The 25,094-nt window shown below is 68.9% G+C and carries 17 protein-coding genes; 16 read left to right on the top strand and 1 reads right to left on the bottom strand.

What is annotated here, in order from left to right; genetic code table 11:
* Positions 1 to 101 precede the first annotated feature (101 nt).
* From AB0A90_RS13365 to mmsB, 14 genes are all read left to right on the top strand, one after another.
* Positions 102 to 1,079: an ATP-binding cassette domain-containing protein gene (locus AB0A90_RS13365; RefSeq protein ID WP_357246150.1), complete on the top strand. Its 978-nt coding sequence runs from the start codon at positions 102 to 104 to the stop codon at positions 1,077 to 1,079.
* Positions 1,076 to 1,864 (top strand): ABC transporter permease, encoded by a 789-nt coding sequence (locus AB0A90_RS13360; protein WP_357246146.1) that lies wholly within the window; start codon positions 1,076 to 1,078, stop codon positions 1,862 to 1,864. The genes AB0A90_RS13365 and AB0A90_RS13360 overlap by 4 nt, the downstream gene beginning before the upstream one ends.
* Before the next feature lie 701 nt (positions 1,865 to 2,565).
* Positions 2,566 to 4,248, top strand: a complete 1,683-nt coding sequence (gene araB / locus AB0A90_RS13355; protein ID WP_357246143.1) for a ribulokinase — start codon at positions 2,566 to 2,568, stop codon at positions 4,246 to 4,248.
* 189 nt (positions 4,249 to 4,437) lie between these two features.
* A complete protein-coding gene (locus AB0A90_RS13350) occupies positions 4,438 to 5,445 on the top strand; it encodes an ABC transporter substrate-binding protein (protein WP_357246139.1) in 1,008 nt (335 codons plus the stop codon).
* 190 nt (positions 5,446 to 5,635) lie between these two features.
* Positions 5,636 to 7,177, top strand: a complete 1,542-nt coding sequence (locus AB0A90_RS13345; protein WP_357246136.1) for a sugar ABC transporter ATP-binding protein — start codon at positions 5,636 to 5,638, stop codon at positions 7,175 to 7,177.
* Positions 7,174 to 8,244 carry an ABC transporter permease gene (locus AB0A90_RS13340; RefSeq protein WP_357246134.1) on the top strand — a complete coding sequence of 357 codons (1,071 nt, stop codon included), beginning with the start codon at positions 7,174 to 7,176 and terminating at the stop codon, positions 8,242 to 8,244. Before AB0A90_RS13345 ends, AB0A90_RS13340 begins: the two co-directional genes overlap by 4 nt.
* Entirely contained in the window at positions 8,241 to 9,230 is a 990-nt protein-coding gene (gene yjfF / locus AB0A90_RS13335) for a galactofuranose ABC transporter, permease protein YjfF (protein ID WP_357246131.1), read from the top strand. The genes AB0A90_RS13340 and yjfF overlap by 4 nt, the downstream gene beginning before the upstream one ends.
* 26 nt (positions 9,231 to 9,256) lie before the next feature.
* On the top strand, positions 9,257 to 10,759 hold the full coding sequence (araA, locus tag AB0A90_RS13330; protein ID WP_357246128.1) for an L-arabinose isomerase: 1,503 nt from the start codon (positions 9,257 to 9,259) through the stop codon (positions 10,757 to 10,759).
* Between the two features lie 339 nt (positions 10,760 to 11,098).
* A complete protein-coding gene (locus AB0A90_RS13325; protein WP_357246125.1) occupies positions 11,099 to 13,219 on the top strand; it encodes a family 43 glycosylhydrolase in 2,121 nt (706 codons plus the stop codon).
* Between the two features lie 416 nt (positions 13,220 to 13,635).
* Positions 13,636 to 14,622 (top strand): LacI family DNA-binding transcriptional regulator, encoded by a 987-nt coding sequence (locus tag AB0A90_RS13320; protein WP_357246122.1) that lies wholly within the window; start codon positions 13,636 to 13,638, stop codon positions 14,620 to 14,622.
* A 277-nt stretch (positions 14,623 to 14,899) separates the two neighbouring features.
* The gene (locus tag AB0A90_RS13315; protein ID WP_357246119.1) at positions 14,900 to 16,570 is read left to right on the top strand and encodes an alpha-galactosidase; all 1,671 of its coding nucleotides are present in this window, start codon (positions 14,900 to 14,902) and stop codon (positions 16,568 to 16,570) included.
* A 428-nt stretch (positions 16,571 to 16,998) separates the two neighbouring features.
* Positions 16,999 to 18,141 carry a multiple monosaccharide ABC transporter substrate-binding protein gene (gene chvE / locus AB0A90_RS13310; protein ID WP_357246116.1) on the top strand — a complete coding sequence of 381 codons (1,143 nt, stop codon included), beginning with the start codon at positions 16,999 to 17,001 and terminating at the stop codon, positions 18,139 to 18,141.
* Between the two features lie 80 nt (positions 18,142 to 18,221).
* Complete coding sequence (mmsA, locus tag AB0A90_RS13305; protein ID WP_357246113.1) at positions 18,222 to 19,760, top strand: multiple monosaccharide ABC transporter ATP-binding protein; 1,539 nt, start codon at positions 18,222 to 18,224, stop codon at positions 19,758 to 19,760.
* Positions 19,757 to 21,007, top strand: coding sequence for a multiple monosaccharide ABC transporter permease (gene mmsB / locus AB0A90_RS13300; protein ID WP_357246110.1), 1,251 nt, complete (start codon positions 19,757 to 19,759; stop codon positions 21,005 to 21,007). The genes mmsA and mmsB overlap by 4 nt, the downstream gene beginning before the upstream one ends.
* A gap of 151 nt (positions 21,008 to 21,158) precedes the next feature.
* Here the strand turns inward: mmsB and AB0A90_RS13295 are convergent, their stop codons facing one another.
* A complete protein-coding gene (locus AB0A90_RS13295) occupies positions 21,159 to 22,535 on the bottom strand; it encodes a DNRLRE domain-containing protein (protein WP_357246108.1) in 1,377 nt (458 codons plus the stop codon).
* 222 nt (positions 22,536 to 22,757) lie between these two features.
* Between AB0A90_RS13295 and AB0A90_RS13290 the strand changes: the two genes are divergently transcribed.
* Together AB0A90_RS13290 and AB0A90_RS13285 are read left to right on the top strand one after the other, a co-directional pair.
* Positions 22,758 to 24,038 (top strand): MFS transporter, encoded by a 1,281-nt coding sequence (locus tag AB0A90_RS13290; protein WP_357246105.1) that lies wholly within the window; start codon positions 22,758 to 22,760, stop codon positions 24,036 to 24,038.
* Positions 24,035 to 25,018: a hypothetical protein gene (locus AB0A90_RS13285; RefSeq protein ID WP_357246103.1), complete on the top strand. Its 984-nt coding sequence runs from the start codon at positions 24,035 to 24,037 to the stop codon at positions 25,016 to 25,018. Before AB0A90_RS13290 ends, AB0A90_RS13285 begins: the two co-directional genes overlap by 4 nt.
* The last annotated feature ends 76 nt before the right edge of the window (positions 25,019 to 25,094 follow it).

The raw sequence follows: 25,094 nt of genomic DNA, 5'->3' as shown, positions 1-25,094 counted from the left end.
TCCTTCGGAACCACCACGGGCAAGCAGCCATCAGCCACACCCCACCGCTCCGGGCATCCGAGACATCGATCCCGGACATCAACAATCTTATGGAGGAGACCATGACCAGCTCCACGAAGCCCGCGATCGTCGCCACCGACCTGCGGAAGTCCTACGGTGACAAGGTCGTGCTGGACGGCATCGACCTGATGATCAGCGAGGGAACGATCTTCGCGCTGCTCGGCCCCAACGGCGCCGGCAAGACCACCACTGTGCAGATTCTCTCCACCCTGATCAACGCCGACGGCGGGCACGCCCGCGTCTTCGGCCACGACCTGACCCGAGACCCCGACGCGGTACGCGAACTGATCGGCGTCACCGGCCAGTTCTCCGCCGTCGACAACCTGCTCACCGGCCGGGAGAACCTTCTCCTGATGGCCGACCTGTGTCACCTGGACAAGAGTGTCGGCCGGCGACGGATCACCGAGCTGCTCGACCAGTTCGACCTGACCGAGGCGGCCGGCAAGCCGGTGTCGACGTATTCGGGAGGCATGCGGCGGAGGCTCGACCTCGCGATGACCCTGGTCGGCGCGCCCCGCGTGATCTTCCTCGACGAGCCGACCACCGGTCTCGACCCGCGCAGCCGTCGGGCCATGTGGCAGATCATCCGCGCGCTCGTCGCCGAGGGCGTCACCATCCTGCTCACCACCCAGTACCTGGAGGAGGCCGACCAGCTCGCCGATCGCGTCGCGTTCCTCGACCACGGCCGGCTGATCGCCGAGGGCACCCCACGTGAACTCAAGCGGCTCATCCCGGGTGGCCACGTGGTGCTGCAGTTCGCCGACCAGGACGGGCTCGAATCGGCGGCCCGTACGTTCGCCGCCGGCAGGCGGGACGACGCGGCACTCACCCTCCAGGTGCCGAGCGACGGAGGGGTCGGGTCGCTGCGTTCGCTTCTCGACCACCTCGACCGTGCCTCGATCAGCGTGGCCGGGCTCTCCGTGCACACCCCCGACCTCGACGACGTCTTCCTCACCCTCACCGGCCAGCCGGACTCCCGCGCCGGCCGACCCGACCAGGAAAGGGCTCCAGCGCGATGAGCACCGTCTCCCTCGCCGTGCGCGACTCGAGCACAATGCTGCGACGCAACCTCCTGCACATGCGGCGGTACCCGTCGATGACCATGCTGCTCATCGGCATTCCGATCATCATCCTGTTGCTCTTCGTCTACGTCTTCGGCGGCACGCTCGGCGCCGGCCTCGGCCCGTCCGGCGGTCGCTCCCAGTACGCCAACTACGTCACTCCCGGCATCCTGCTCATCACGGTGGTCAGCGCGGCGCAGGGCACCGCCATCTCGGTCGCGATGGACATGACCGAGGGCATCATCGCCCGGTTCCGGACGATGGCGATCTTCCGACCGTCGGTGCTCACCGGCCACGTACTGGGCAGCCTGGTGCAGACCCTGCTCAGCCTCGCAGCCGTCATCGGCGTGGCGCTGCTCGTCGGGTTCCGGCCCACGGCCAACCCGGTCGAATGGCTCGCGGCGATCGGCGTCCTCGCCATGATCACCTTTGCGCTCACCTGGCTGTCGGTGGCCCTCGGTCTGGTGAGCGAGAGTGTCGAGACGGCCAGCAACCTGCCCATGCCGCTGATCCTCCTGCCGTTCCTCGGCAGCGGCTTCGTCCCCACCGACTCCATGCCGACCCCGGTGCGGTGGTTCGCCGACTACCAGCCCTTCACGCCCGTCATGGAGACCCTTCGCGGTCTGCTGCTCGGCACCGGGATCGGCGCCAACGGGATCGTCGCGGTCGTCTGGTGCGTCGTCATCACCGTGGGCTCCTTCTTCTGGGCCAAGTCGCTGTACAACCGCAGTCGGGCCACCTGATCCCGGCACCCCCGCCCGACGTCCCGCCATCGCGACGGACAGCCGGCGACTCGGCCCACGGGGCCGAGTCGCCGGCTGTCCATGTCGCGCGGCGCGGCCCGACGGCGGTCCGTCGCGAGGGCTTGATCGACTCGGATTTCTTGGAGTCGGCCGGTCTCCCGCGCTGGGACCCCCCGATTTCAAGGAACGCGAGTGGATCAGCCCGGCCCGCCACCCGTCCGTCCGGCGGACTCGCGGACCGCTCCGGGTAGGACTCAAACGTCGAATGTTATCGATAACACCGGCCCGTCCCGAGGCCGCGAGGTGAGCCCGTAGTCGCCGGGGGAGCGCTCGCTTGCGAGCCATCGCGATGCCGGCAGCCATGCCAGAGGTCCGACCATGGGAGCGCGGCGACCCGGTGATGTTATCGCCAACATCATCAGGCGCCGGTGCTCGGCGGGCGTCCCGTGGTGAGGGTGGTGCGGTACCTGTCGCCCGGCCCGCCGAGGAGCGTTCGGTCGGTGGCCGATCCGTGCGGCAGGCCGCGTTCTCGGTGCCGGATCGGGGGCCGACACCGGATTCGCGTGCTTTGTGGCGGTCCGCCAGCGACGCGCCCGAGTCGGCTCGGCTTCCGCGTTCCGTTACGGAGCTGTTGCGCCTAGATGTCTTGACGAGGCTGGATGTGAGCGTTAACACTATCCCCGTTAACGGTGGAGGTGAACATGAACCGTGTGGACGGAGCTGACGACCGCTACGTCGTCGGTGTCGACTTCGGCACCCTGTCCGGGCGAGCTCTGGTGGTCCGTGTCGGTGATGGTGCCGAGTTGGGGACCGCGGTGCACGAGTACGGCGACGGCGTGATCAGCACGGCGCTTCCAGGCGGCCGAGCGCTGCCTCCGGACTGGGCTCTGCAGAACCCGGACGACTACCGCGACGTGCTGCGCAACGCCGTCCCGGCAGCGGTGTCCGCCGCGGGGGTGGATCCCGCCGCGGTGGTCGGCATCGGCATCGACTTCACCGCCTGCACGGTGCTGCCGACGCTTGCCGACGGCACCCCACTGTGCGAGACGCCCGAGTTGCGCGACCGGCCGCACGCCTGGGTCAAGCTGTGGAAGCACCACGCCGCGCAGCCGCACGCCGACCGGATCAACGCGCTGGCCCACGAGCGGGCCGAGCCGTGGATCGGCCGCTACGGCGGCAAGATCTCCGCCGAGTGGCAGTACGCCAAGGGCCTGCAGATCCTCGAGGAGGACCCCGAGGTCTACGACCGGGCCGAGCGCTTCGTCGAGGCGGCCGACTGGATCGTCTGGCAGCTCTCCGGCACCGAGACCCGCAACGTCTGCACCGCGGGCTACAAGGGCATCCTCCAGGACGGTCACTACCCGTCCGAGGGCTTCCTGACCGCGCTCAACCCCGACTTCGGCGACTTCGTGACCAAGCTCGACGGTCCGTTGCTGCCGCTCGGCGCCCGGGCCGGCGCGCTCACCGCCCAGGCCGCCGCGTGGACCGGCCTGCCGGAGGGGATCGCGGTGGCCGTCGGCAACGTCGACGCGCACGTCACCGCGGCGTCCGCGCAGGCCGTGGAGCCCGGCCGTCTCGTCGCCATCATGGGCACCTCGACCTGCCACGTCGTCAACGGCGCGCAGGTCGCCGAGGTGGCCGGCATGTGCGGTGTGGTGGACGGCGGCATCAGCCCCGGCGCGTGGGGTTACGAGGCCGGGCAGAGCGGTGTCGGCGACATCTTCGGCTGGTTCGTCAAGCACGCCGCCCCGGCCGGCATCGACTCGCACGAACAGCTCACCGAGCTGGCCGCGAGCCAACCGGTCGGTGCGCACGGGCTCGTCGCGCTGGACTGGTGGAACGGCAACCGCTCGCTGCTGGTCAACCACGACCTCAGCGGGATGATCGTCGGAATGACCCTGGCCACCCGGCCGCAGGACATCTACCGGGCGTTGCTGGAGTCCACGGCCTTCGGCACGCGGATGATCATCGAGGCGTTCGTCGATGCCGGTGTGGCCGTGAACGACCTGGTGATCGCCGGTGGTCTCACCAACAACGCGCTGCTGATGCAGATCTACGCCGACGTGACCCGGCGACCGCTGAACATCATCGCGTCCGCGCAGGGGCCGGCGCTCGGGTCGGCGATCCATGCCGCCGTCGCCGCCGGTGAGTTCCCGTCGATCCACGAGGCGTCGCAGGCGATGGGCCGGGTGCACGAGGCGGTCTACCGACCGGACCCGGACCGGGCGCGCGCCTACGACGCCCTGTACGCCGAGTACCGGGCGCTGCACGACCACTTCGGTCGCGGCGGCAACGACGTCATGCTCCGCCTGCGGGCGATCCGCAACGCGGCCGCCGAGACCGCCACGGCCACCCAGGAGGCCGCGCTGGAGGTCGTCGCGTGACGGCGGCCGGCGGGCGGAACGTCTCCGGTCGCCAACCAGTCCCACCGGCGGGTTTCTGACCCTCTGCGGCCACACCCGACCCGCCGGTCTGCACCACCCCGAAGTAGCAGCACGCAACACCCGCGTACGCCGCTCCTTGCACATCGGCGGTTGGCGCGGTTCCCCACCACACCGAGCCAAGGAGATTCGATGCGCAAGATGCGAATGCACTCCGCTCCGTGGCGCGCTGCCACGGTCCTCGCCAGTGTGCTGCTCGTCGGCAGCATGGCGGCCTGCGGCAACAGCGACACCGGCGGCGGCGGCGACACCAAGGACGACGGCAAGATCACGATGGGCTTCTCGCAGGTCGGCGCGGAGAGCGGCTGGCGTACCGCGAACACCACCTCGATCAAGGAGTCCGCCGCCTCGGCGGGCATCGAGCTGAAGTTCGACGACGCGCAGCAGAAGCAGGAAAACCAGATCAAGGCGATCCGCAACTACATCCAGCAGAAGGTCGACGTGATCGCCTTCTCGCCGGTGGTGGAGTCCGGTTGGGACACCGTGCTCAAGGAGGCCAAGGACGCCAACATCCCGGTCATCCTGACCGACCGCTCGGTGGACTCGGCCGACAAGTCGCTGTACAAGTCGTTCCTGGGCTCGGACTTCGTCAAGGAGGGCAAGCTCGCCGGTGAGTGGCTGGTCGAGCAGAAGAAGACCGCCACCGGCCCGGTGAACATCGTCGAGCTGCAGGGCAACACCGGTGCGGCGCCGGCGAACGACCGTAAGAAGGGCTTCGGCGAGGCGATCGCCGCCAACCCGAACCTGAAGATCATCGCCTCCCAGCCGGGTGACTTCACCCGCGCCGGTGGCAAGCAGGTCATGGAGCAGTTCCTCAAGGCCAACAAGCAGATCGACGTGCTGTTCGCGCACAACGACGACATGGGCCTGGGTGCGCTCGAGGCGATCACCGCCGCCGGCAAGGTGCCGGGCAAGGACATCACCATCATCACGGTCGACGCCGTCAAGGATGGTATGCAGGCCCTCGCCGACGGGAAGTTCAACTTCATCGCGGAGTGCAGCCCGCTGCTCGGCCCGCAGCTGATGGACCTGGCCAAGAAGGTCCACGCGGGCGAAGAGGTTCCGGCTCGGATCGAGACCCAGGAGACCACCTTCACCCAGGCGCAGGCCAAGGAGGCTCTGCCCACCCGCAAGTACTGATCGACGTCGGGGGGCCGCCGCGCTCGCGTGGCGGCCCCGCCTCGTCCCCCCATAAACCCGAACGGACCGGGCATGACCCGCGATGACCCGTGCCACGCCCGCCCGAGCCCCCCGCAGGGGCGGCCGGGCGTGCGCGGTGGGAGCGCAGCGGCCCTTCCGCGTCGACAACCCCCAGAAGAGGTCTGATGGGATGACGGATAGCCGTCCGGTCCTGACGATGACCGGGATAAGCAAGTCCTTTCCCGGGGTGCGCGCACTCCACGACGTAAACTTCCGGCTCTTTCCCGGCGAGGTGCACGCCCTGATGGGCGAGAACGGCGCCGGCAAGTCGACCCTCATCAAGGTGCTGACCGGCGTCTACGACACCGACGAGGGCGCGATCACCCTGGACGGCGAGGCGGTGTCCTTCAGCGGGCCGATGCAGGCGACCGCCCACGGCGTCAGCACCGTGTTCCAGGAGGTCAACCTCTGCACCAACCTGTCGGTGGCGGAGAACATCTTCATCGGCCGTGAGCCCCGGCTCCTCGGCGCCGTCCGCTGGGGCGAGGTTCGCCGCCGCGCCCGAGCCCTGCTCACCCGCCTCGACCTCGACCTCGACGTCAGCGCGCCGCTCGGCTCGTACTCGCTGGCGATCCAGCAGATGGTCGCCATCGCCCGCGCCATCGACATCAAGGCCCGGGTGCTGATCCTGGACGAGCCGACGTCCAGCCTCGACGCCGGCGAGGTGGCGCAGTTGTTCCGCATCATGCGGCAGCTGCGCGACGAGGGCATCGCGATCCTGTTCGTGACCCACTTCCTCGACCAGGTCTACGACATCGCGGACCGCATCACCGTGCTGCGCAACGGTGGGCTCGTCGGCGAGTACCTGACCACCGAGCTGCCCCAGCTCTCCCTGGTGGAGAAGATGATCGGCAAGGAACTCGACGTCCTCGAGGGCATCGAGGAGCACTCCCGACGGGACCTCGCCGCGGTGGAGAAGGGCACCCCGCTGGTGGCGGTGTCGGACTTCGGCCGGGCGGGGGCGGTCGAGCCGTTCAGCCTCACCATCCACGCCGGCGAGGTGGTGGGCCTGGCCGGCCTGCTGGGCTCGGGGCGTACCGAGGTCGCGCGGTTGTTGTTCGGCGCGGACCGGACCGACGGCGGTCAGGTCGTGGTGGACGGCACGTCGAGTAGCCTGCGGACCCCCGCGCAGGCCATCGACCACGGCGTCGGCTTCTGTTCGGAGAACCGCCGCGCCGAGGGCATCGTCGCCGACCTGTCGGTCCGGGAGAACATCATCCTCGCCATGCAGGCGGCCCGTGGCTGGCTGCGTCCCATCCCGCGTCGTCGCCAGGACGAGCTGGTCGACAAGTACATCAAGGCACTCAACATCCGGCCCGCGGACCCGGAGGTTCCGGTCCGCAACCTCTCCGGTGGCAACCAGCAGAAGGTGCTCCTGGCCCGGTGGCTGATCACCGAGCCGCGGCTGTTGATCCTCGACGAGCCGACCCGGGGCATCGACATCGGCGCGAAGACCGAGATCCAGAAGCTGGTGACGCAGCTGTCCGACGGTGGCATGGCGGTGCTGTTCATCTCTGCCGAGTTGGAGGAGGTGCTGCGTCTCAGCCACAAGGTGGCCGTCATGCGGGACCGCCAGATGGTCGCGCAGCTCGCCAACGACGACAGCCTCAACGCCGACCGCATCATGCAGACCATCGCGAGTGGGTCCCACCGCGAGGAGGCAGACCGATGAGCGACACCGTGAGCCGCTACCGGACGATCACCGGTCACCGGCTGTTCTGGCCCGCGGCCGTGCTGGTCGCCATGCTCGCCGCGAACACGATCTACCGGCCCGGGTTCCTGTCCATCGAACTCAAGGACGGGCACCTGTACGGCTCGCCGATCGACATCCTGCGGTTGAGCGCGCCGCTGATCCTCGTCGCGCTGGGCATGACCCTGGTCATCTCGACCGGCGGCATCGACCTGTCGGTCGGCTCGGTCTGCGCGATCAGCGGCGCGATGGCCTGCATGTACATCAGCAAGCAGCCCGACCAGAACAGTCTCACCGTGGTGCTGACCGCCCTCGCGATGGCGTTGGGGGTCGCGCTCGTGCTGGGCGTCTGGAACGGGGTGCTGGTGGCCGTGATCGGGATCCAACCGATCATCGCCACCCTGATCCTGATGGTGGCCGGCCGGGGTCTCGCCCAGCTGATCACCCAGGGGCAGATCATCACCATCAACTCCGGGCCGTTCCGGACGATCGGGCTGGGTCACCTGCTGACCCTGCCGCTGGCCATCTTCATCGCCCTTGCCGCGGCGGTGCTCGTCGCCGCGTTCACCCGCCGCACCGCACTCGGCATGATCATCGAGTCGGTGGGCGGCAACGCGGAGGCGAGCCGACTCGCCGGTATCCGCTCCGGCCGGGTCATCTTCCTCGCGTACGTCGTCAGCGCCGTCTGCGCGGCGGTCGCCGGCTTCATGATGACGGCCAACGTCTCCAGCGCCGACGGCAACGCCGTCGGTCTCTGGGTGGAGTTGGACGCCATCCTCGCGGTCGTCATCGGTGGCACGTCCCTCGCCGGCGGCCGCTACTTCCTGAGCGGCACCATCCTCGGCGCGCTGATCATCCAGACCCTGACCACCTCGGTGTACGCCATGAACATCTCGCCGCAGACCTCGCTGCTGTTCAAGGCGGTCGTCGTCATCGCCGTCTGCCTCATCCAGGCGCCGGCCTTCCGGGCCCGGTTCGCCCGCCGCAGGCGCAGCGTTCCGCCGTCCGCCCCCATCGCCGACAAGCCGAAGGAGCAGGTGCCGGCATGACCACTGGAACGCTTACCGCCGGTCGTACCCGGTTCCGGCTGCCGAGGAAGCAGATACCGGTCCTCGCGACGCTCGCCCTGCTGCTGGTGATGTACGCCATCGGGGTGTCGCAGTACACGGCGTTCTCCAACGTGCAGGTCATCTTCAACGTCTTCATCGACAACGGCTTCCTGCTCGTCGTCGCGGTGGGTATGACCTTCGTGATCCTCACCGGTGGCATCGACCTGTCGGTCGGGTCGGTCGTCGCCATGACGGCGATGGTGTCGGCCGCGCTGCTGCAGGACGGCATGCCGGCGGCACTGGTGCTCGTCATCGCCCTGCTCATCGGCCCGACGCTCGGTCTGCTGATGGGTTGCGCCATCCACTTCTTCGAGATCCAGCCGTTCATCGTCACGCTCGCCGGGATGTTCTTCGCCCGGGGCATGTGCACGTTCATCTCCGGCTCGTCCATCCCGATCACCGACGGGTTCTGGACCTCGATGTCCCAGGAGCGGATCGGTAACCCGCAGGGCAACTTCGTGTCGATCAGCGTGCTGATCGCCTTCGTCGTGGTCGCCGTCGCCGCGTACGTGCTGGCCTACACCCGGCTGGGCCGCAACGTGTACGCCATCGGCGGCAACCCGCAGTCGGCCCTGCTGATGGGTCTGCCGGTGGGGCGGACCCGGATCGCCGTCTACACGATCAGCGGCCTGTGCTCCGCGATCGGTGGGATCCTGTTGTCCTTCTACACCCTCTCCGGTGCGCCACTGATCGCCGTCGGCATGGAGCTGGACGTCATCGCCGCCGTCGTCATCGGCGGCACGGTGCTCACCGGGGGCGCGGGTTACGTCTTCGGAACGGTGCTGGGCGTGCTGGTCCTGGGCGTGATCCAGACCCTCATCACCTTCGATGGGAGCCTCAACTCCTGGTGGACCAAGATCGTGATCGGCGGTCTGCTCTTCGCGTTCATCCTCCTCCAGCGCCTCATCGGAATCCGTTACAAGTGACAGTTCCTCTCGCGGAAGGCAACCCCATGGCACCACAAACCCAGCCCGAGATCTGGTTCCTCACCGGCAGCCAAGGCATGTACGGCGAGGAGACGCTCCGGCAGGTCGCCGAGCAGTCCCGCCAGATCGCGGCCGCGCTCGACGACTCGCCGCAGATTCCCGCCCGGGTGGTCTGGAAGCCCGTCCTGACCAACAGTGGTGAGATCCTGCAGGTCTGCCGGGAGGCCGCCGCCCAGGGTGCCGTCGGGGTCATCGCCTGGATGCACACCTTCTCGCCGGCGAAGATGTGGATCTCCGGTCTGGACGCGCTGCAGACGCCGTTGCTGCACCTGCACACCCAGGCCAACGTGCTGCTGCCCTGGAACGACATCGACATGGACTTCATGAACCTGAACCAGGCCGCCCACGGCGACCGGGAGTTCGGGTACATCCAGACCCGTCTCGGTGTGGCCCGCAAGACGGTGGCCGGGCACGTCAGCGACCCGCGGGTCACCGCTCGGGTCGGGGCGTGGGCACGTGCCGCGCTCGGCTGGTCGGCGATGCGGTCGCTGCGCCTGGCCCGCTTCGGTGACAACATGCGCGACGTCGCGGTGACCGAGGGCGACAAGGTCGAGGCGGAGCTGCGGTTCGGGGTCTCGGTCAACACCTACGGCGTCAACGACCTGGTCGAGGTGGTCGGTGAGGTCACCGACGCGCAGGTGGACGACCTGGTCAAGGAGTACCAGGACACCTACCGCATCGGCGGCGACCTGCTGCCCGGCGGTGACCGGCACGACTCGTTGCGGTACGCGGCCCGCCTGGAGTTGGGCATGCGCACGTTCCTGGACACGGGCGGGTTCCGGGCCTTCACCACGAACTTCGAGGACCTCGGGGGCCTGCGTCAGCTGCCGGGTATCGCCGTGCAGCGGCTGATGGCCGACGGCTACGGCTTCGGTGGCGAGGGCGACTGGAAGACGTCCGTCCTGGTGCACACGCTCAAGGCGATGTCGGTGGGCGTGGACGGCGGCACGTCGTTCATGGAGGACTACACCTACGACCTCACCCCGGGCGAGGAGTTGGTGCTCGGCGCCCACATGCTGGAGGTCTGCCCGACCATCGCCTCCGACGTACCCAACGTGGAGATCCACCCCCTGAGCATCGGCGGTCGGGAGGACCCGGTCCGGCTGGTGTTCGACGCCGCCCCCGGCCCGGCGGTGGTGCTCGGGCTCGCCGACATGGGCGAGCGGTTCCGGTTGGTGGCCAACGAGATCGACGTGGTGACGCCGCCGCAGCCGTTGCGTCGACTGCCGGTGGCCCGTGCCGTCTGGCGTCCGCGGCCGGACCTGCCCGTTTCGGCCGAGTCGTGGATCACCGCCGGGGCACCGCACCACACGGTGCTGTCGCAGGCGGTGGGCGTGGAGGAGTTGCACGACCTGGCCGAGATGAGCCGTACCGAACTCGTCGTCATCGACGCGGACACCGAGCCCCGCCGCTTCGCCGACGAGATTCGCTGGAACCAGGCCTACTACCGGTTGGCCCGCGGCTTCTGACCGGCGCGGCCCGGCCGCGTCCATGACGGGTGGTCCATCCCGGCCTGCGGGCCGGCGGTGGGCCACCCGTTCGCGTCTGCGTCAGCAGGGCCACGAGGCGATTGTGTTACGCCTTGACTAACAGCATGTTATCGCTCACAGTCTATAGCCAAGATGGTCGATGTCGTTGGCTGGTCCGGCCGCGCGCGCGTCCTACCCCGCGGTTTCGGCACCTCGTCACCGTGACGGTCGGGCAACCGGTGTTAGCGATCACATGGCCGGGCGTGGTCAGCTCGGTGCCCCGCCCGGTGCCGCGGACGCCGACCCAGACCGCACGGTTCGCGTCAGCAGAGGAGGATCATGCTTTCCATCGGTCGGGTTCCCCGGGGTGCACCACGGCGTGGGTGGCTTACGAGACTCGCCGTCGCCGCGATGGTGCTGGTGGTCGGTGGCGCGGCTGCGGCCGTCGCCTCGTCGCCCGCGTCAGCGGCCACGGTCGACACCAGCGCGTGGTACGTGTTGGTGAACCGCAACAGTGGCAAGGCAGTGGACGTGTACAACATGGCCACGAACGACGGCGCGCGGATCACCCAGTGGACGCGCAACAACGGCAACCAGCAGCAGTGGCAGTTCGTCGACTCCGGAAGCGGCTACTACCGGCTCAAGTCGAGGTTGTCGGGCAAGGTGCTGGACGTCTCCGGCCGCTCGACCGCCGACGGCGGGCCGATCGTGCAGTGGTCTGACAACAACGGCACCAACCAGCAGTTCCGGCTGGCCGACTCGGACGGCGGGTACGTCCGGTTGATCAACCGCAACAGCAACAAGGCGATGGAGGTGCAGGGCGCCTCGACCGCCGACGGCGGCAACATCGTGCAGTACGCCGACTGGAACGGCACCAACCAGCAGTGGCAGCTCGTTCGCGTCGACGGGACCAACCCCACGACGCCACCGCCCACCACCACGCCGCCCCCGTCGAACGGGACGTACACGAACCCGGTGGTCTGGCAGGACTTCGCCGACGTCGACATCATCCGCGTGGACAACGCCTACTACATGTCGGCGTCCACCATGCACTACTCGCCGGGCGCGCCGGTGCTGCGCTCGTACGACCTGGTCAACTGGGAGTTCGCCGGACACTCGGTGCCCAAGCTCGACTTCGGCTCGAAGTACGACATGAGCGGCGGCAGTAACGCGTACGTCGACGGGATCTGGGCGTCGACGCTGAACTACCGGCCGAGCAACAAGACGTACTACTGGGCCGGGTGCATCGACTTCGCGCAGACCCACATCTACACCGCGTCCGCCGTCGACAGCACGTGGAGCAAGCACACCACCATCCCCAACTGCTACTACGACGCCGGCCTGCTGTTCGACGACAACGACACCCCGTACGTCGCGTACGGCAACGGCACCATCAGCGTCGCCCAGCTGTCCGCGGACGGGAAGTCGCAGGTCCGCGCCCAGCAGGTGTACCAGACGCCGTCGAGCATCGGGACGCTGGAGGGCGCCCGCTTCTACAAGCGCAACGGCGCCTACTACATCTGGCTCACCCGCCCGGCCAACGGCCAGTACGTGCTGAAGTCGACGAACGGCCCGTTCGGCCCGTACGAGCAGCGGCAGGTGCTGCTCAACCTGCCCGGCCCGATCTCCGGTGGCGGCGTGCCGCACCAGGGCGGACTGGTGCAGACCCAGAACGGCGACTGGTACTACATGTCCTTCGTCGACGCGTACCCCGGTGGTCGGATGCCGGCCTTGGCCCCGATCACCTGGACCGGCGACGGCTGGCCGGTGCTGCAGACGGTCAACGGCACGTGGGGCACCACGTACCCGAAGCCGAACCTGCCGGCGCCGCCGCGAGCGGTCAAGCCGCTCACCGGCACCGACACGTTCGCCGGCACCACCCTCGGTCCGCAGTGGGAGTGGAACCACAACCCCGACAACAGCAAGTGGTCGGTGAACAACGGGCTGAACCTGCAGACCGCCACCGTCACCGGCGACCTGTACAAGGCGCGCAACACGCTGACCCACCGGATCCAGGGACCCACCTCGACCGCCACCATCGAGTTGGACTACTCCACGATGCGCGACGGAGACCGCACCGGCCTGGCGGTGCTGCGCAACTCGTCGGCCTGGATCGGGGTCCGGCGGGACAACGGATCCACCCGTCTGGTGATGCAGAACGGGCTCACGATGGACGGCAGTTGGAACACCACGAGCACCGGCAGTGAGGTGGCGAGCACCGCCGTCTCCGGTGGCCGGATCTGGTTGCGGGCCAACGCCGACATCAGACCCGGGTCCGGCCGGCAGGCCCGCTTCTCGTACAGCACGGACGGGGTCAACTTCACCTCGTTCGGCAACACCCTGACGTTGGCGAACAACTGGCAGTTCTTCATGGGCTACCGGTTCGCCATCTTCAACCACGCGACGTCGGCGCTCGGCGGCGCGGTCACGGTCCGTCGATTCGACCTGACGACGCCGTGACGCCGGTCACACAGCGATCGGTTTGACCGGTGGCGTCGACGAGCGCCGGCCCAGCCGGCACATGGAGTCGGCGCCACCAGGTCATGTTCCAGTCGGCCCTGCTCCACGCTCTCTCCAGGAGCGTGGAGCAGGCTGGCGGGCCACCGCAGCCCGTAACCGCGAGCCGGATGCCCGCGTACGGCGCGTGGGAAAAGCCTTGCGCGGCTTTCGATGCGTAGCACATCCGGGCACAGCCGTCCCGTATTCGAAGCGGATGCTGGCGTAGACTGACGGCGATTCAGCGCTGGTCACCTGGGATTCAGCACCGGCGTGGTGGCTGAGCGAGGGGGATCGGGCCGGGCCGCTCCAGTCGACGTCGACGGGCCGCGGGCCGGAGACGTAGCGGGGAGAGTGAAATGGCCGTCCACGGTCCCGCGATGACAGATGTCGCTCGTCTGGCCGGTGTCTCCCATCAGACGGTGTCGCGGGTGCTCAACGGGCACCCCAACGTTCGTGAGCAGACCCGGCTTCGGGTGCGGGCGGCGATCGCCGAACTCGGCTATCGCCCCAACGGCGCCGCTCGTGCCCTGGTGACCGGCCGATCCCAGGTCATCGGGGTGGTCGCACAGAACACGACGCTCTACGGTCCGGCCTCGATGTTGGCCGCGTTGGAGCAGACCGCCGCCGAAGAGGGTTTCGCGGTGAGTGTCGGCAGCGTGCGAAACCTGGACCACCGCTCCATCTCGGCCGCCGTCGAACGACACCTGTCGCACCGGGTCGCCGGCATCGTGGTCATCGCGCCGGTGGAGTCGGCGGGTGAGGCGTTGGAACACCTGCCGCAGGATGTCCCGCTGGTCACGGTCGATGGCGACCCGAGCCGGCCGGTCCCGTTGGTGACGGTCGACCAGGTGGCGGGCGCCCGGGCGGCGACCCAGCATCTGCTCGACGCGGGGCACCGCACCGTCTGGCACGTCTCCGGGCCGTTCGACTGGTTCGACAGCGTCGGCCGGATCGACGGTTGGCGGGAGGCGCTGCTGGCGGCCGGGGTGGACCCGCCGCCGCTGATGCCGGGGGACTGGTCCGCCGCATCGGGTTACCGGTGCGGGCAGATGCTGGCGAGGATGCCGGAGGTCACGGCGGTCTTCACCTCGAACGACCATCTCGCGCTGGGCGTGCTGCGGGCGTTGCACGAGTTCGGCAGACGGGTACCGCACGACATCAGCGTGGTCGGCTTCGACGACGTGCCGGAGGCGGCGTACTTCATTCCGCCGTTGACCACTGTCCGCCCCGACTTCGACGCGGTGGCGCGGGCGAGCCTGCAGATGCTGCTGGCCCAGATCGAGACGGGCACCGGCGGGGCAATGCGGCAGACCATCGCCCCGGCCCTGGTCGCCCGCGAGAGCGTCGCCCCACCGCGGAGTTGACGTCGGTCCCAGCCGAAGGCTGTTGGGCGGAGTGACCGGCGTTCGCGCACCTCGCCGTGCTGCTGGCTCGTCACCGTCGGTAAGACGCCGCTCAATCGGGAGCTGATTTTTTTTCATCGACCGATGGCAATGCAACTACCGACGAAGTATTGAACCTCGTGAAATGTGGCCGTAACATGATGGACGTCTCTGTTAACGCTAACAAGATTTGGCGTCCAGCTATCGCCCCACCAGTCAGATCGTAGTCACGGGCGGGCGCCACCGACAAGGAGGCTCGATGAACCGCATCACCCGAGGTCGACGCTGGGGGAGCGTACTGGCGGCCGGAGTGCTTGTCGCCGGTGCTCTGGTCGGCCTCCGCGCCCCGGCGGCGCAGGCACTGGACAACGGGGTGGCGCGTACTCCCCCCATGGGCTGGAATTCGTGGAACTCGTTCGGCTGCAACATCAACGAGGCGCTGATCCGGCAGACGGCGGACGCGATCGTCAGCAGCGGCATGCGGGACCTGGGCTACAACTACGTCGTGGTCGACGACTGCTGGTTCAACCCCAACCGGGACAGCTCCGGCAACATCCAGGGCGACCCCACCCGGTTCCCCAGCGGGATGAAGGCGCTCGGCGACTACCTGCACGCCCGGGACCTGAAGTTCGGCATCTACCAGGTGCCCGTCGACAAGACCTGCGCCCAGTACTTCGGCGCCTACCCCGGAGCAACCGGCAGCCGGGGCCACGAGGTGCAGGACGCACGCCAGTTCGCCGCCTGGGGCGTCGACTTCCTCAAGTACGACTGGTGCTCGCCGGAGGGCAGCATCAACGACCAGGTGGCGACCTTCGCCAAGATGCGTGACGCGCTGGCCGCCACCGGCCGACCGATCGTCTACAGCATCAACTCGAACAGCATCCACGCCAAGACCGGCCCGCAGCGCAACTGGGGCGACGTGGCCAACATGTGGCGCACCACCGAGGACATCACCAACGCCTGGGACACCGGCCAGACCAACGGCTACCCGATGGGCATCCAGAACATCATCAACGTGACCGTTCCGTTGGCGTCCTACGCGAGGCCGGGCGGGTTCAACGACCCGGACATGATGGAGGTCGGTCGCGGCGGCATGAACGACACGGAGATGCGCAGCCACTTCGCCATGTGGGCGATCATGGCGTCTCCGCTGATCGCCGGCAACGACGTCCGGAACATGAACTCCGCGACGCAGACCATCCTCAAGAACGCCAACCTGATCGCGATCAACCAGGACTCGCTCGGGTTGCAGGGGACGCAGGTGTCGTTCGACGGCACCCGCCGGGTGCTGGCCAAGCGGCTCGCCAACGGTGACGTCGCCGTCGCCCTGTTCAACCAGGGTGGCTCGACGACGACGATCTCGACCACGGCCGCCGCCGTCGGCAAGTCCGGGAGCTCGTTCACGCTGGTTGAGGCGTGGTCCGGTGCCACCACCTCCAGCAGCGGCACCATCAGCGCCAGCGTTCCGGCGCACGGCACGGTGGTCTACCGGGTCAGCGGTGGGGGGACGACTCCTCCGACGACCGCGCCGCCGACCACCCCGCCGCCGGGCACGTCGAGCGCGCTCGCCAGCGCCGCCTCCGGCCGCTGCCTGGACGTTCCGAACAGCAACACCACCAACGGCACCCAGCCGGTGATCTGGGACTGCAACGGTGCCGCCAACCAGCGCTGGACCGTCAACGGTCAGACCCTCCAGGCGCTCGGCAAGTGCCTGGACGCGCCCACGAACGCCGCGGCCGGTTCCAAGGTGCAGATCTGGGACTGCAACGGTGGGGCCAACCAGCGGTGGACCATCAACGCCAACGGCACGATCAGCGGCGCCCAGTCCGGGCTCTGCCTCGACGTCAACGGCAACGGCACGGCCAACGGCACCACGGTGATCCTCTGGAACTGCACCGCGGCGGCCAACCAGCGGTGGACGCAGCGATAGCCGACCGGGCCCGTCGACCGACCAGGTCGCGGCAGCCCACCTGATCCGGTTCCACCCCCGGTGCCCGCGGACGACCCCCGTCGTCCGCGGGCACCGTCGCGTCCGCCGGCCGGCCGGGCCGGCGGTTCTGCCACGCCGCGGCCGTTCTGGCGCGGCGGTCGTGCGCGGCGGCGGTCCGGGCCGGGTGGTTCGGCGCGGTCGACGGTCCCGCCCGACGGCTGTTCGCTCCGGCGCCGGTCACCGCTGTGCTCCCAGGTCCGGGCACCTCCGAGCGCTGGTCCCGTCCGTGGAGACGCCTCCGTTACGAGACCGTGACACCGGTATTTCGGATCAAGTGTTGACGTGCCGGATGTGAGCGCTAACACTACCCCGAAAGGTGACAGTTTTGGCCCCGGCACTCGACGGGGGAGTCCAGAGAGGAGAAGCCCGTGGGCAGGAGATTCCTGGTTGCTCTCGGCGGCGCGATGCTGACGCTGAGTATGGCAGCGTGCAGTGGCGGGGGTGCCGGCAGCGGTGACGACAAGAGCAGCGCGAAGCCTGGCGACCTGACCATCGGTGTGTCGATGCCGACCCAGACCTCGGAGCGGTGGATCGCCGACGGCAACGCGGTGAAGTCCAAGCTTGAGGGCAAGGGCTACAAGGTCGACCTCCAGTACGCCGGCGACGACATCCCCACCCAGTCGCAGCAGGTCGACCAGATGATCACCCAGGGCGCTGACGTCCTGATCATCGCGGCGATCGACGGCACCGCGCTCAGCAGCCAGCTGCAGGCCGCCGCGTCCGCGAAGATCCCGGTCATCTCCTACGACCGGCTGATCCGCGGTAGCAAGGACGTCGACTTCTACGTCAGCTTCGACAACTACAAGGTCGGCGTCGCCCAGGGCACCGCGCTGCTCGTCGGGCTCGGCCTGCTGAACAAGGACGGCTCGAAGGGCACCGCCAAGGGGCCGCTGAACGTCGAGCTCTTCGCGGGCTCGCTGGACGACAACAACACGCAGTTCTTCTTCAGCGGCGCGATGGACACGCTCAAGCCGTTCGTCGACGACGGCACGCTCGTCGTCAAGTCCAAGCAGACCACCCCCGAGCAGGTCGCCACCCTGCGGTGGCAGCAGGAGACCGCGCAGAAGCGCATGGAGAACCTGCTGACCTCCAGCTACAACGACGGCTCGAAGGTCGACGGTGTGCTGTCGCCGTACGACGGCATCTCCCGGGGCATCATCACCGCCCTGCAGAACGCCGGCTACGGCACCGGCGCGAAGAAGCTCCCGGTGGTGACCGGCCAGGACGCCGAGATCGCCTCGATCAAGCTGATCAACGACGGCGTGCAGAGCTCCACGGTCTTCAAGGACACCCGTCTGCTGGCCGACCAGGCCGTGAACGCCGCCGAGGCGTTCCTGCAGAAGAAGGAGCCGGAGGCCAACGACACCAAGACGTACAACAACGGTGTCAAGGTCGTCCCGTCGTACCTGCTCCCGATCGTCACGGTCTACAAGGACGACATCAAGACCGCGCTGATCGACTCCGGCTACTGGACGGCGGAAGAGGTCGCCGCCGGTCAGGCCAAGAAGTAAGCCTATCGTCGGGCCCGGCGGTCGCCGCCGGGCCCGACGTCTGGGCGTACCGTGTCCAGACCTGACGGAGGACAGTGACCATGGACGACACCATCCTCGAGATGCGTCGCATCACCAAGACCTTCCCCGGCGTGACCGCGCTGGAGGACGTCACCCTCGCAGTACGCCGTGGGGAGATCCACGCCATCTGCGGTGAGAACGGCGCCGGCAAGTCCACCCTGATGAAGGTGCTGTCCGGCGTCTACCCGTCCGGCTCGTACGACGGCGAGATCCTCTTCGACGGCAAGCCGATGCAGTTCCGTGGCATCCGCGACAGCGAGGCCAACGGCATCGTCATCATCCACCAGGAGCTCGCCCTGGTGCCGTACCTGTCGATCGCGGAGAACATCTTCCTCGGCAGCGAACGGCGCAACCGCCTCGGGCTCATCGACTGGAACCTGGCCAACGCCGACGCCGCCAAGTTGCTGGCGTCCGTCGGGCTGCACGAGAACCCGGTCACCCCGGTCATCCAGCTCGGCGTCGGCAAGCAGCAGTTGGTGGAGATCGCCAAGGCGCTGTCGAAGAAGGTGCGTCTGCTCATCCTGGACGAGCCGACGGCCGCGCTCAACGACATCGACTCGGCTCACCTGCTCGACCTGCTGCGGGCGCTCCGCGACCAGGGCATCACCTGCATCATGATCTCGCACAAGCTCAACGAGATCACCGCCATCGCCGACTCGACCACCGTCATCCGGGACGGGCGCGCGGTGGAGACCCTCGACATGCGCTCCGACGAGGTGACCCAGCAGCGGATCATCCGGGGCATGGTCGGGCGCGACCTGGACAGCTTCTACCCCGACCGCGAGTCGTCCCCCGGCGAGGAGGTCCTCCGGATCGAGGACTGGACCGTGCGGCACCCGGTGCAGGACCGGATGGTCGTCGAGGACGTCGCCCTGTCCGTCCGCGCCGGCGAGGTCGTCGGCATCGCGGGCCTGATGGGCGCGGGGCGCACCGAGCTGGCGATGAGCGTGTTCGGTAGGTCGTACGGGCGCGACATCCGGGGCCGACTCTTCGTGCGCGGTCGGGAGGTGCAGGCACGCACCGTCGCCGAGGCGATCGACAACGGCATCGCCTACGTCACCGAGGACCGCAAGAGGTACGGGCTCAACCTCATCGACGACGTCCGCCGCAACGTCTCCGCCGCCGCGTTGGACCGACTGTCCCGCCTGGGCTGGGTGAACGGCAACGAGGAGATCAAGGTTGCCGAGGACAGCCGGCGGGAGATGAACATCCGGACGACGAGCGTCATGGCGGTGGTCGGGAAGCTCTCCGGCGGCAACCAGCAGAAGGTCGTCCTGTCGAAGTGGCTGTTCACCGACCCGGATGTGCTGATCCTGGACGAACCCACCCGGGGGATCGACGTCGGTGCGAAGTACGAGATCTACACGATCATCAACCGGCTGGTGGCCGCGGGCAAGGCGGTGATCGTCATCTCCTCGGAACTGCCGGAGTTGCTCGGGATGTGCGACCGCATCTACACCCTCTCCGCCGGCCGGATCACCGGTGAGATGCCGGTGGCCGAGGCGACCCAGGAGAGCCTCATGGAGCTGATGACCAAGGACAAGGAGCTCGTGGCGTGACCACCATCAAGACCCCTCCGACGGAGAGTCCGGCGACTCCGGACGGCACACCCGCCGCCGCACTGCACAGCGGGACGAACGACCTGCGGGCGCTGGTGTTGAACAACCTGCGGCAGAGCGGGATCTACGTCGCCCTGGTCGTCATCGTCGCGTTCTTCGCGATCCTGACCGACGGGGTGCTGCTGAGCCCCGGCAACATCACCAACATCGTCCTGCAGTACTCGTACATCCTGGTCCTCGCGATCGGGATGGTCATCCTGATCATCGGCGGGCACATCGACCTGTCGGTCGGATCGGTCGTCGCGCTGACCGGAGCGGTCTCCGCCGTACTGGTGATCCAGCAGGGCTATCCGTGGTGGGTCGGTGTCGTGGCGGCGATCGCCGTCGGCGTCGCGGTTGGCGCGTGGCATGGCTTCTGGGTGGCGTACGCCGGCATTCCGGCCTTCATCGTGACCCTGGCCGGGATGCTGCTGTTCCGGGGTCTCACCCTCCGGGTGCTCGACAACATCTCGCTGTCGCCGTTCCCGGCCGAATACCAGAAGGTCGCGGCGGGCTTCCTGAACGGTCTGCTCGGCGGGCAGGGCTTCGACGCCTTCACGCTGCTGATCGGCGCGGTCGCCGTGGCCGGGTACGCGGTGAGTGGTTTCCGCACCCGCGTGGCGCGCATCCGCTACCAGCAGCCCGTCGAGTCGTTCCCCTTGTTCGTCGCCCGGGTCGTGCTGGTCGGCGCGGTCATCATGTACTTCGCCTGGCAGTTGGCGCACGCCCGCGGCCTGCCGATCGTGCTGATCATCCTGGCGGTGCTCGTCCTGGTCTACGGCCTGCTCACCCGGCGCACCGTCTTCGGTCGCCAGGTCTACGCGATCGGCGGCAACCTGTCGGCGGCGGCGCTGTCCGGGGTGAAGGTCCGTACCGTCAACTTCTGGATGTTCGTCAACATGGGCTTCCTGGCGGCGGTGGCCGGCGTCATCTACTCGTCGCGGTCGAACGGCGCTCAGCCCGCCGCCGGCAACATGTTCGAGCTGGACGCGATCGCCGCGGCCTTCATCGGCGGTGCGGCGGTCACGGGCGGGGTGGGCACCGTGGTGGGCGCGATGGTCGGCGGTCTGATCATGGCGGTGATGAGCAACGGCATGCAGCTGATGGGCATCGACCAGTCGACCCAGTCGGTGGTGAAGGGCCTCGTCCTGCTCGTCGCGGTCGCCTTCGACGTCTACAACAAGCGCCGGGCCGGCACGGCCCGCTGACGCCTGAACCGAACGTGGCCCCTGACTACTCTGCGGTCAGGGGCCACGGTCGTACCGACCAACTCCGCGATCTTGCACTTTGTGTCGGCGATCTGCGGCTTATGCAGCAGAAAGTCGGGACAGGAAGTGCAAGATCGGCGGAGTCACGCGGTCAGTGGCAGTTGGCGGTGCCGCTGTCGGTGTAGGTCTGGCCGGCCACCGGTACGAACTGCCAGTCGTAGCTGTTGGAGTGCAGGGTGAACTTCAGGACCCCCCAGGCCGAGCTGTTGCGTGCCTCGCTGTTGGGCTGGATGGTGCCGAAGCCGTAGTGGCTCGCACCGCCCATGCCGGCGACGAAGCTGCGCATGCCCCGGCTGGTGTCGGCGCCGCCGGACGGGTTCATCGGCGCGAAGCGCTCGTACACGTGGTTGTGTCCCCACACCACGACGTCGGCGTTGTAGTCGTAGAGCGCCTGGTACAGCGGACGCGTGGACGTCGACGGCGCGTGGTTGGAGCTGGACGTGAACAGCGGGTGGTGCCAGTACGCGATCGTGCACGGCTTGCTGCTGGCGGCCAGGTCGGCCCGCAGCCACTGCTCCTGGGTCGAGCCGGCGGACATGCTGATGTTCGAGTTCAACGACACGACGTGCCAGTTGCCGAGGTCGAACGAGTAGTAGCCGCGCCCGCTCGGGCCGGCCGACGTACCGAAGTAGTTGTAGTAGCCGGTCGCGCCCGACGTGTTGTAGTCGTGGTTGCCCGGTGACGGGCGGGTGCGGGACTTGTGCCGACCCCAGGTGGGCTCGTAGTAGCTGCTGAACTGCGACGCGGTGCCGCTGTCGTAGACGTTGTCGCCGGTGGTGAAGACCGTGCCCGGGATGTTGTCGAGCAGCGTGGCGGTGGCGCTGTCGCCGGAGCCGGAGTCGGCGATGTCGCCGGCACCGACGAACACCGGATCCCCGGACGGCGGTGTGGTGGTGCCGGTCGCGACCACCAACTGCGGGGCGTCCGCGCCGCTCTCGCGCGTGTCGTAGTAGGCGCCGTCGCCGCTGGCGGAGGTCGCACCGAAGCTGTACGTCCCGTTGCCGGTGACGGCGGCCGTGACGTCGACCTCGTACCAGGTGTTGCCGCTGACCGCGCCGATGGTGCCGAGCGTGGCCCCGTCGATCGTCGGCTGGTTGTTCCAGGTGGTGCCGGTCTCCGACCACGTCGTGTTGGACATCCGGCGGAACGTGCCACCGGCATCGCTGCCGCTGTTGCCGCTGATGGTGCGCAGCCGTAGCTTGGCGCTGGTCACCGTGCCGCTGACCCCGCTCACCGTGAAGCGCAGGAACGAGCGCCGCACCGGCGAGTTGTCGACCACGACCTGCGTGGACGTGCCGTAGTTGGTGGCGGCCGTGTCGCTCTGAACGTAGGTGTCGGCGACCGGCGTGAACGTCACGCTCGCCGCCGACGCCGCGACCGAGCCGGTGAGGACGACGGCGGCGCTGGCGACGACGAGCACCGCGACCGTTCCCAGCGTCAGCGGTGGGCGGGTGATTCGAATGTCCATCCAGGATCCCTTCTCTGCGGGTGGAGAGCGCAAGGAATGTAGGAAGGCCGATGAACCGGCGCGCTGCCGCCAGATGAACAGTACGCTCGAACAACGAAACTCCTCGATGTTTGTCGCTTGTTCACCCGTCGCATGTCTGCTTGACGCCCACGGTCCCTTGCGACCCTTCGGACCCGGTCGCCACGATGGCTGACCGTCAGTCGTCGACCCGAGGAGATGCTCGTGTACCTGTCGACCGTTTCCCGGCCGGTCGCCGACCCGCCCGGATCCGGGCCACGGCGTCGACGACTCGCCCTGGTCAGCGGCAACGTGGTCGCACTCGGCACGGTCAGCCTGATCACCGACATCTCCGCCGAGATGGTGGCCGCCGTCCTGCCGCTCTATCTGGTGCTGGGCCTCCAGCTCAGCCCGGTGGCCTTCGGCGTGCTCGACGGCGTCCACACCGGCGCCACCGCGCTCCTGCGGGTCGTCGGTGGGTTCGCCGCCGACCGGTTCCGGCGGCGCAAGCTGATCGCCGGCATCGGCTACACCCTCTCGGCGGTCGCGAAGCTCGGCCTGCTGCTCGCCGGCCGGTCGATACCCGCGATCGGCGCGGTCATCGCCGTCGACCGGCTCGGCAAGGGCGTGCGCAGCGCCCCGCGCGACGCGCTCATCACGCTGTCCACGCCGCCCGAGGCGCTGGGCCGGGCGTTCGGGGTGCACCGGGCGATGGACAGCGTGGGGGCGTTCCTCGGGCCGCTCGCCGCGTTCGCGGTGCTGCTGGTCGTCGGGCAGTCGTACGACGCGGTCTTCGTCACCAGCTTCTGCGTCGCCGCGCTGGCCGTCGTCGTGCTCGTGCTCTTCGTCCGGGAACGCCCCGCCGAGCAGGCGACGGCCGGCCCGGACGAGCCGGCGGTCTCCGTGCGGGAGGCGTTCGGCCTGCTGGGCGGGGGACCGGCTCGCCGGCTCGTGCTGGCTGCGGCGATGCTCGGGCTGGCCACCATCGGCGACGGTTTCGTCTACCTGCTGCTGCAACGCCGCGAGGACCTCGGTCTGCGCTGGTTCCCGCTGCTCGCGGTGGGAACCAGCCTGGCCTACCTGCTGCTCGCCGCCCCGCTGGGCGTACTCGCCGATCGGATCGGCCGGCTCCCGGTGGTGCTCGGCGGCTACACCGCCCTCGGTGCCACGTACCTGCTGCTGGCCGGTCCGGTCGACGGATGGCCGCTGATCGTGCTGACCCTGGGGCTGTACGGCGCGTTCTACGCCGCGACCGACGGGGTGCTCATCGCGCTCGCCGGACCGGTGCTGCCGGCACGGCTGCGCACCACCGGCATCGCGTTGGTGCAGACCGGGCAGGCCCTCGCGTACCTCGTCTCCTCCGTCCTGTTCGGTCTCGCCTGGCAGGCGTGGGGGCCGGAGGCGGCGATCCGCGCGGCGGCCGTGGCCGTCGCCTGCGTGCTGGTCGGCACGCTGCTCCTGCTGGCCGACCCATCCCGACTGATCACCCGGAAGGTGCCCCGATGACCGTGATGTCGACCCGAGCGAAGATCGGCGTGGTGGTCGCCTCGGCCGTGCTGCTGGGCAGCGTGGCGGCCGGTTACGTGGCCATGGCCGCGGAACCCGCCCCGACACCGCCCCCTGCCTCCGGCGACCAGGCGGTCACCCTGACGCCCGGCCCGCGCCTGCTGGCCATCACCGACCGGCACCTGTCCACCGTCGCCACGGCCGACCCCACCGGGCCGCGCACGGTCTCCGGCCTGGAATGCCTGCGGGTGTACGCCGCGGCCGGCACCGGTGTCTGCCTGAAACCGGAGACCGCCTGGTCGTACCAGGTCGTCGTGCTCGACGCGGCGCTGCGGCAGACGCGGACGGTCGGCGTGCCGGGCCTGCCGAACCGGGCCCGGGTCTCGGCCTCCGGCCGGATGGTCTCCTGGACGACGTTCGTCGGCGGGGACTCCTACACCGCCAGCGGCTTCTCCACCCGTACCGGGATCCTCGACACCACCACCGGCGCCACGGTGACCTCGCTCGAAGAGTTCGCCGTCACGCGGGACGGCCGGAGCTACCGCAGCCCGGACGTCAACTACTGGGGCGTCACCTTCACCGCCGACGACAACCGCTTCTACGCGACCATGTCCACGGCAGGCAAGCGCTACCTCGTCCGCGGTGACGTCGCGGCCCGGACGGTCGAGACGGTGAAGGAGAACGTCGAGTGCCCGTCGCTGTCCCCCGACGGCACCCGGATCGCCTTCAAGGAGGCCGTCGACGCCGACCCGGCGAAGGGCTGGCGGCTGTCGGTCCTCGACCTGGCGAGCATGCGGGTCACCGCGACTGCCGAGGCCAGCAGCGTCGACGACCAGGCCGCCTGGCTGGACGGCCGGACACTCGCCTACACGAGACGCCAGAGCGACGGCCAGCCCGACGTCTGGAGTGTCCCGGCCGACGGGTCCGGTACGCCGAAGCTGACCATCCCGGGCGCGGAGTCCCCGGCACCGCTGAGCTGACGGTCCGGCTGCCGGGCGGCCCGGACACCTGACCGCCTTGGTGCGGACAGCCTCCCGTCATGCGGGATTCCGCGCC

This window comes from Micromonospora sp. NPDC049204, assembly GCF_040647935.1.
Taxonomy (GTDB): domain Bacteria; phylum Actinomycetota; class Actinomycetes; order Mycobacteriales; family Micromonosporaceae; genus Micromonospora.
This window is presented reverse-complemented; position numbering and strand designations above follow the sequence as displayed.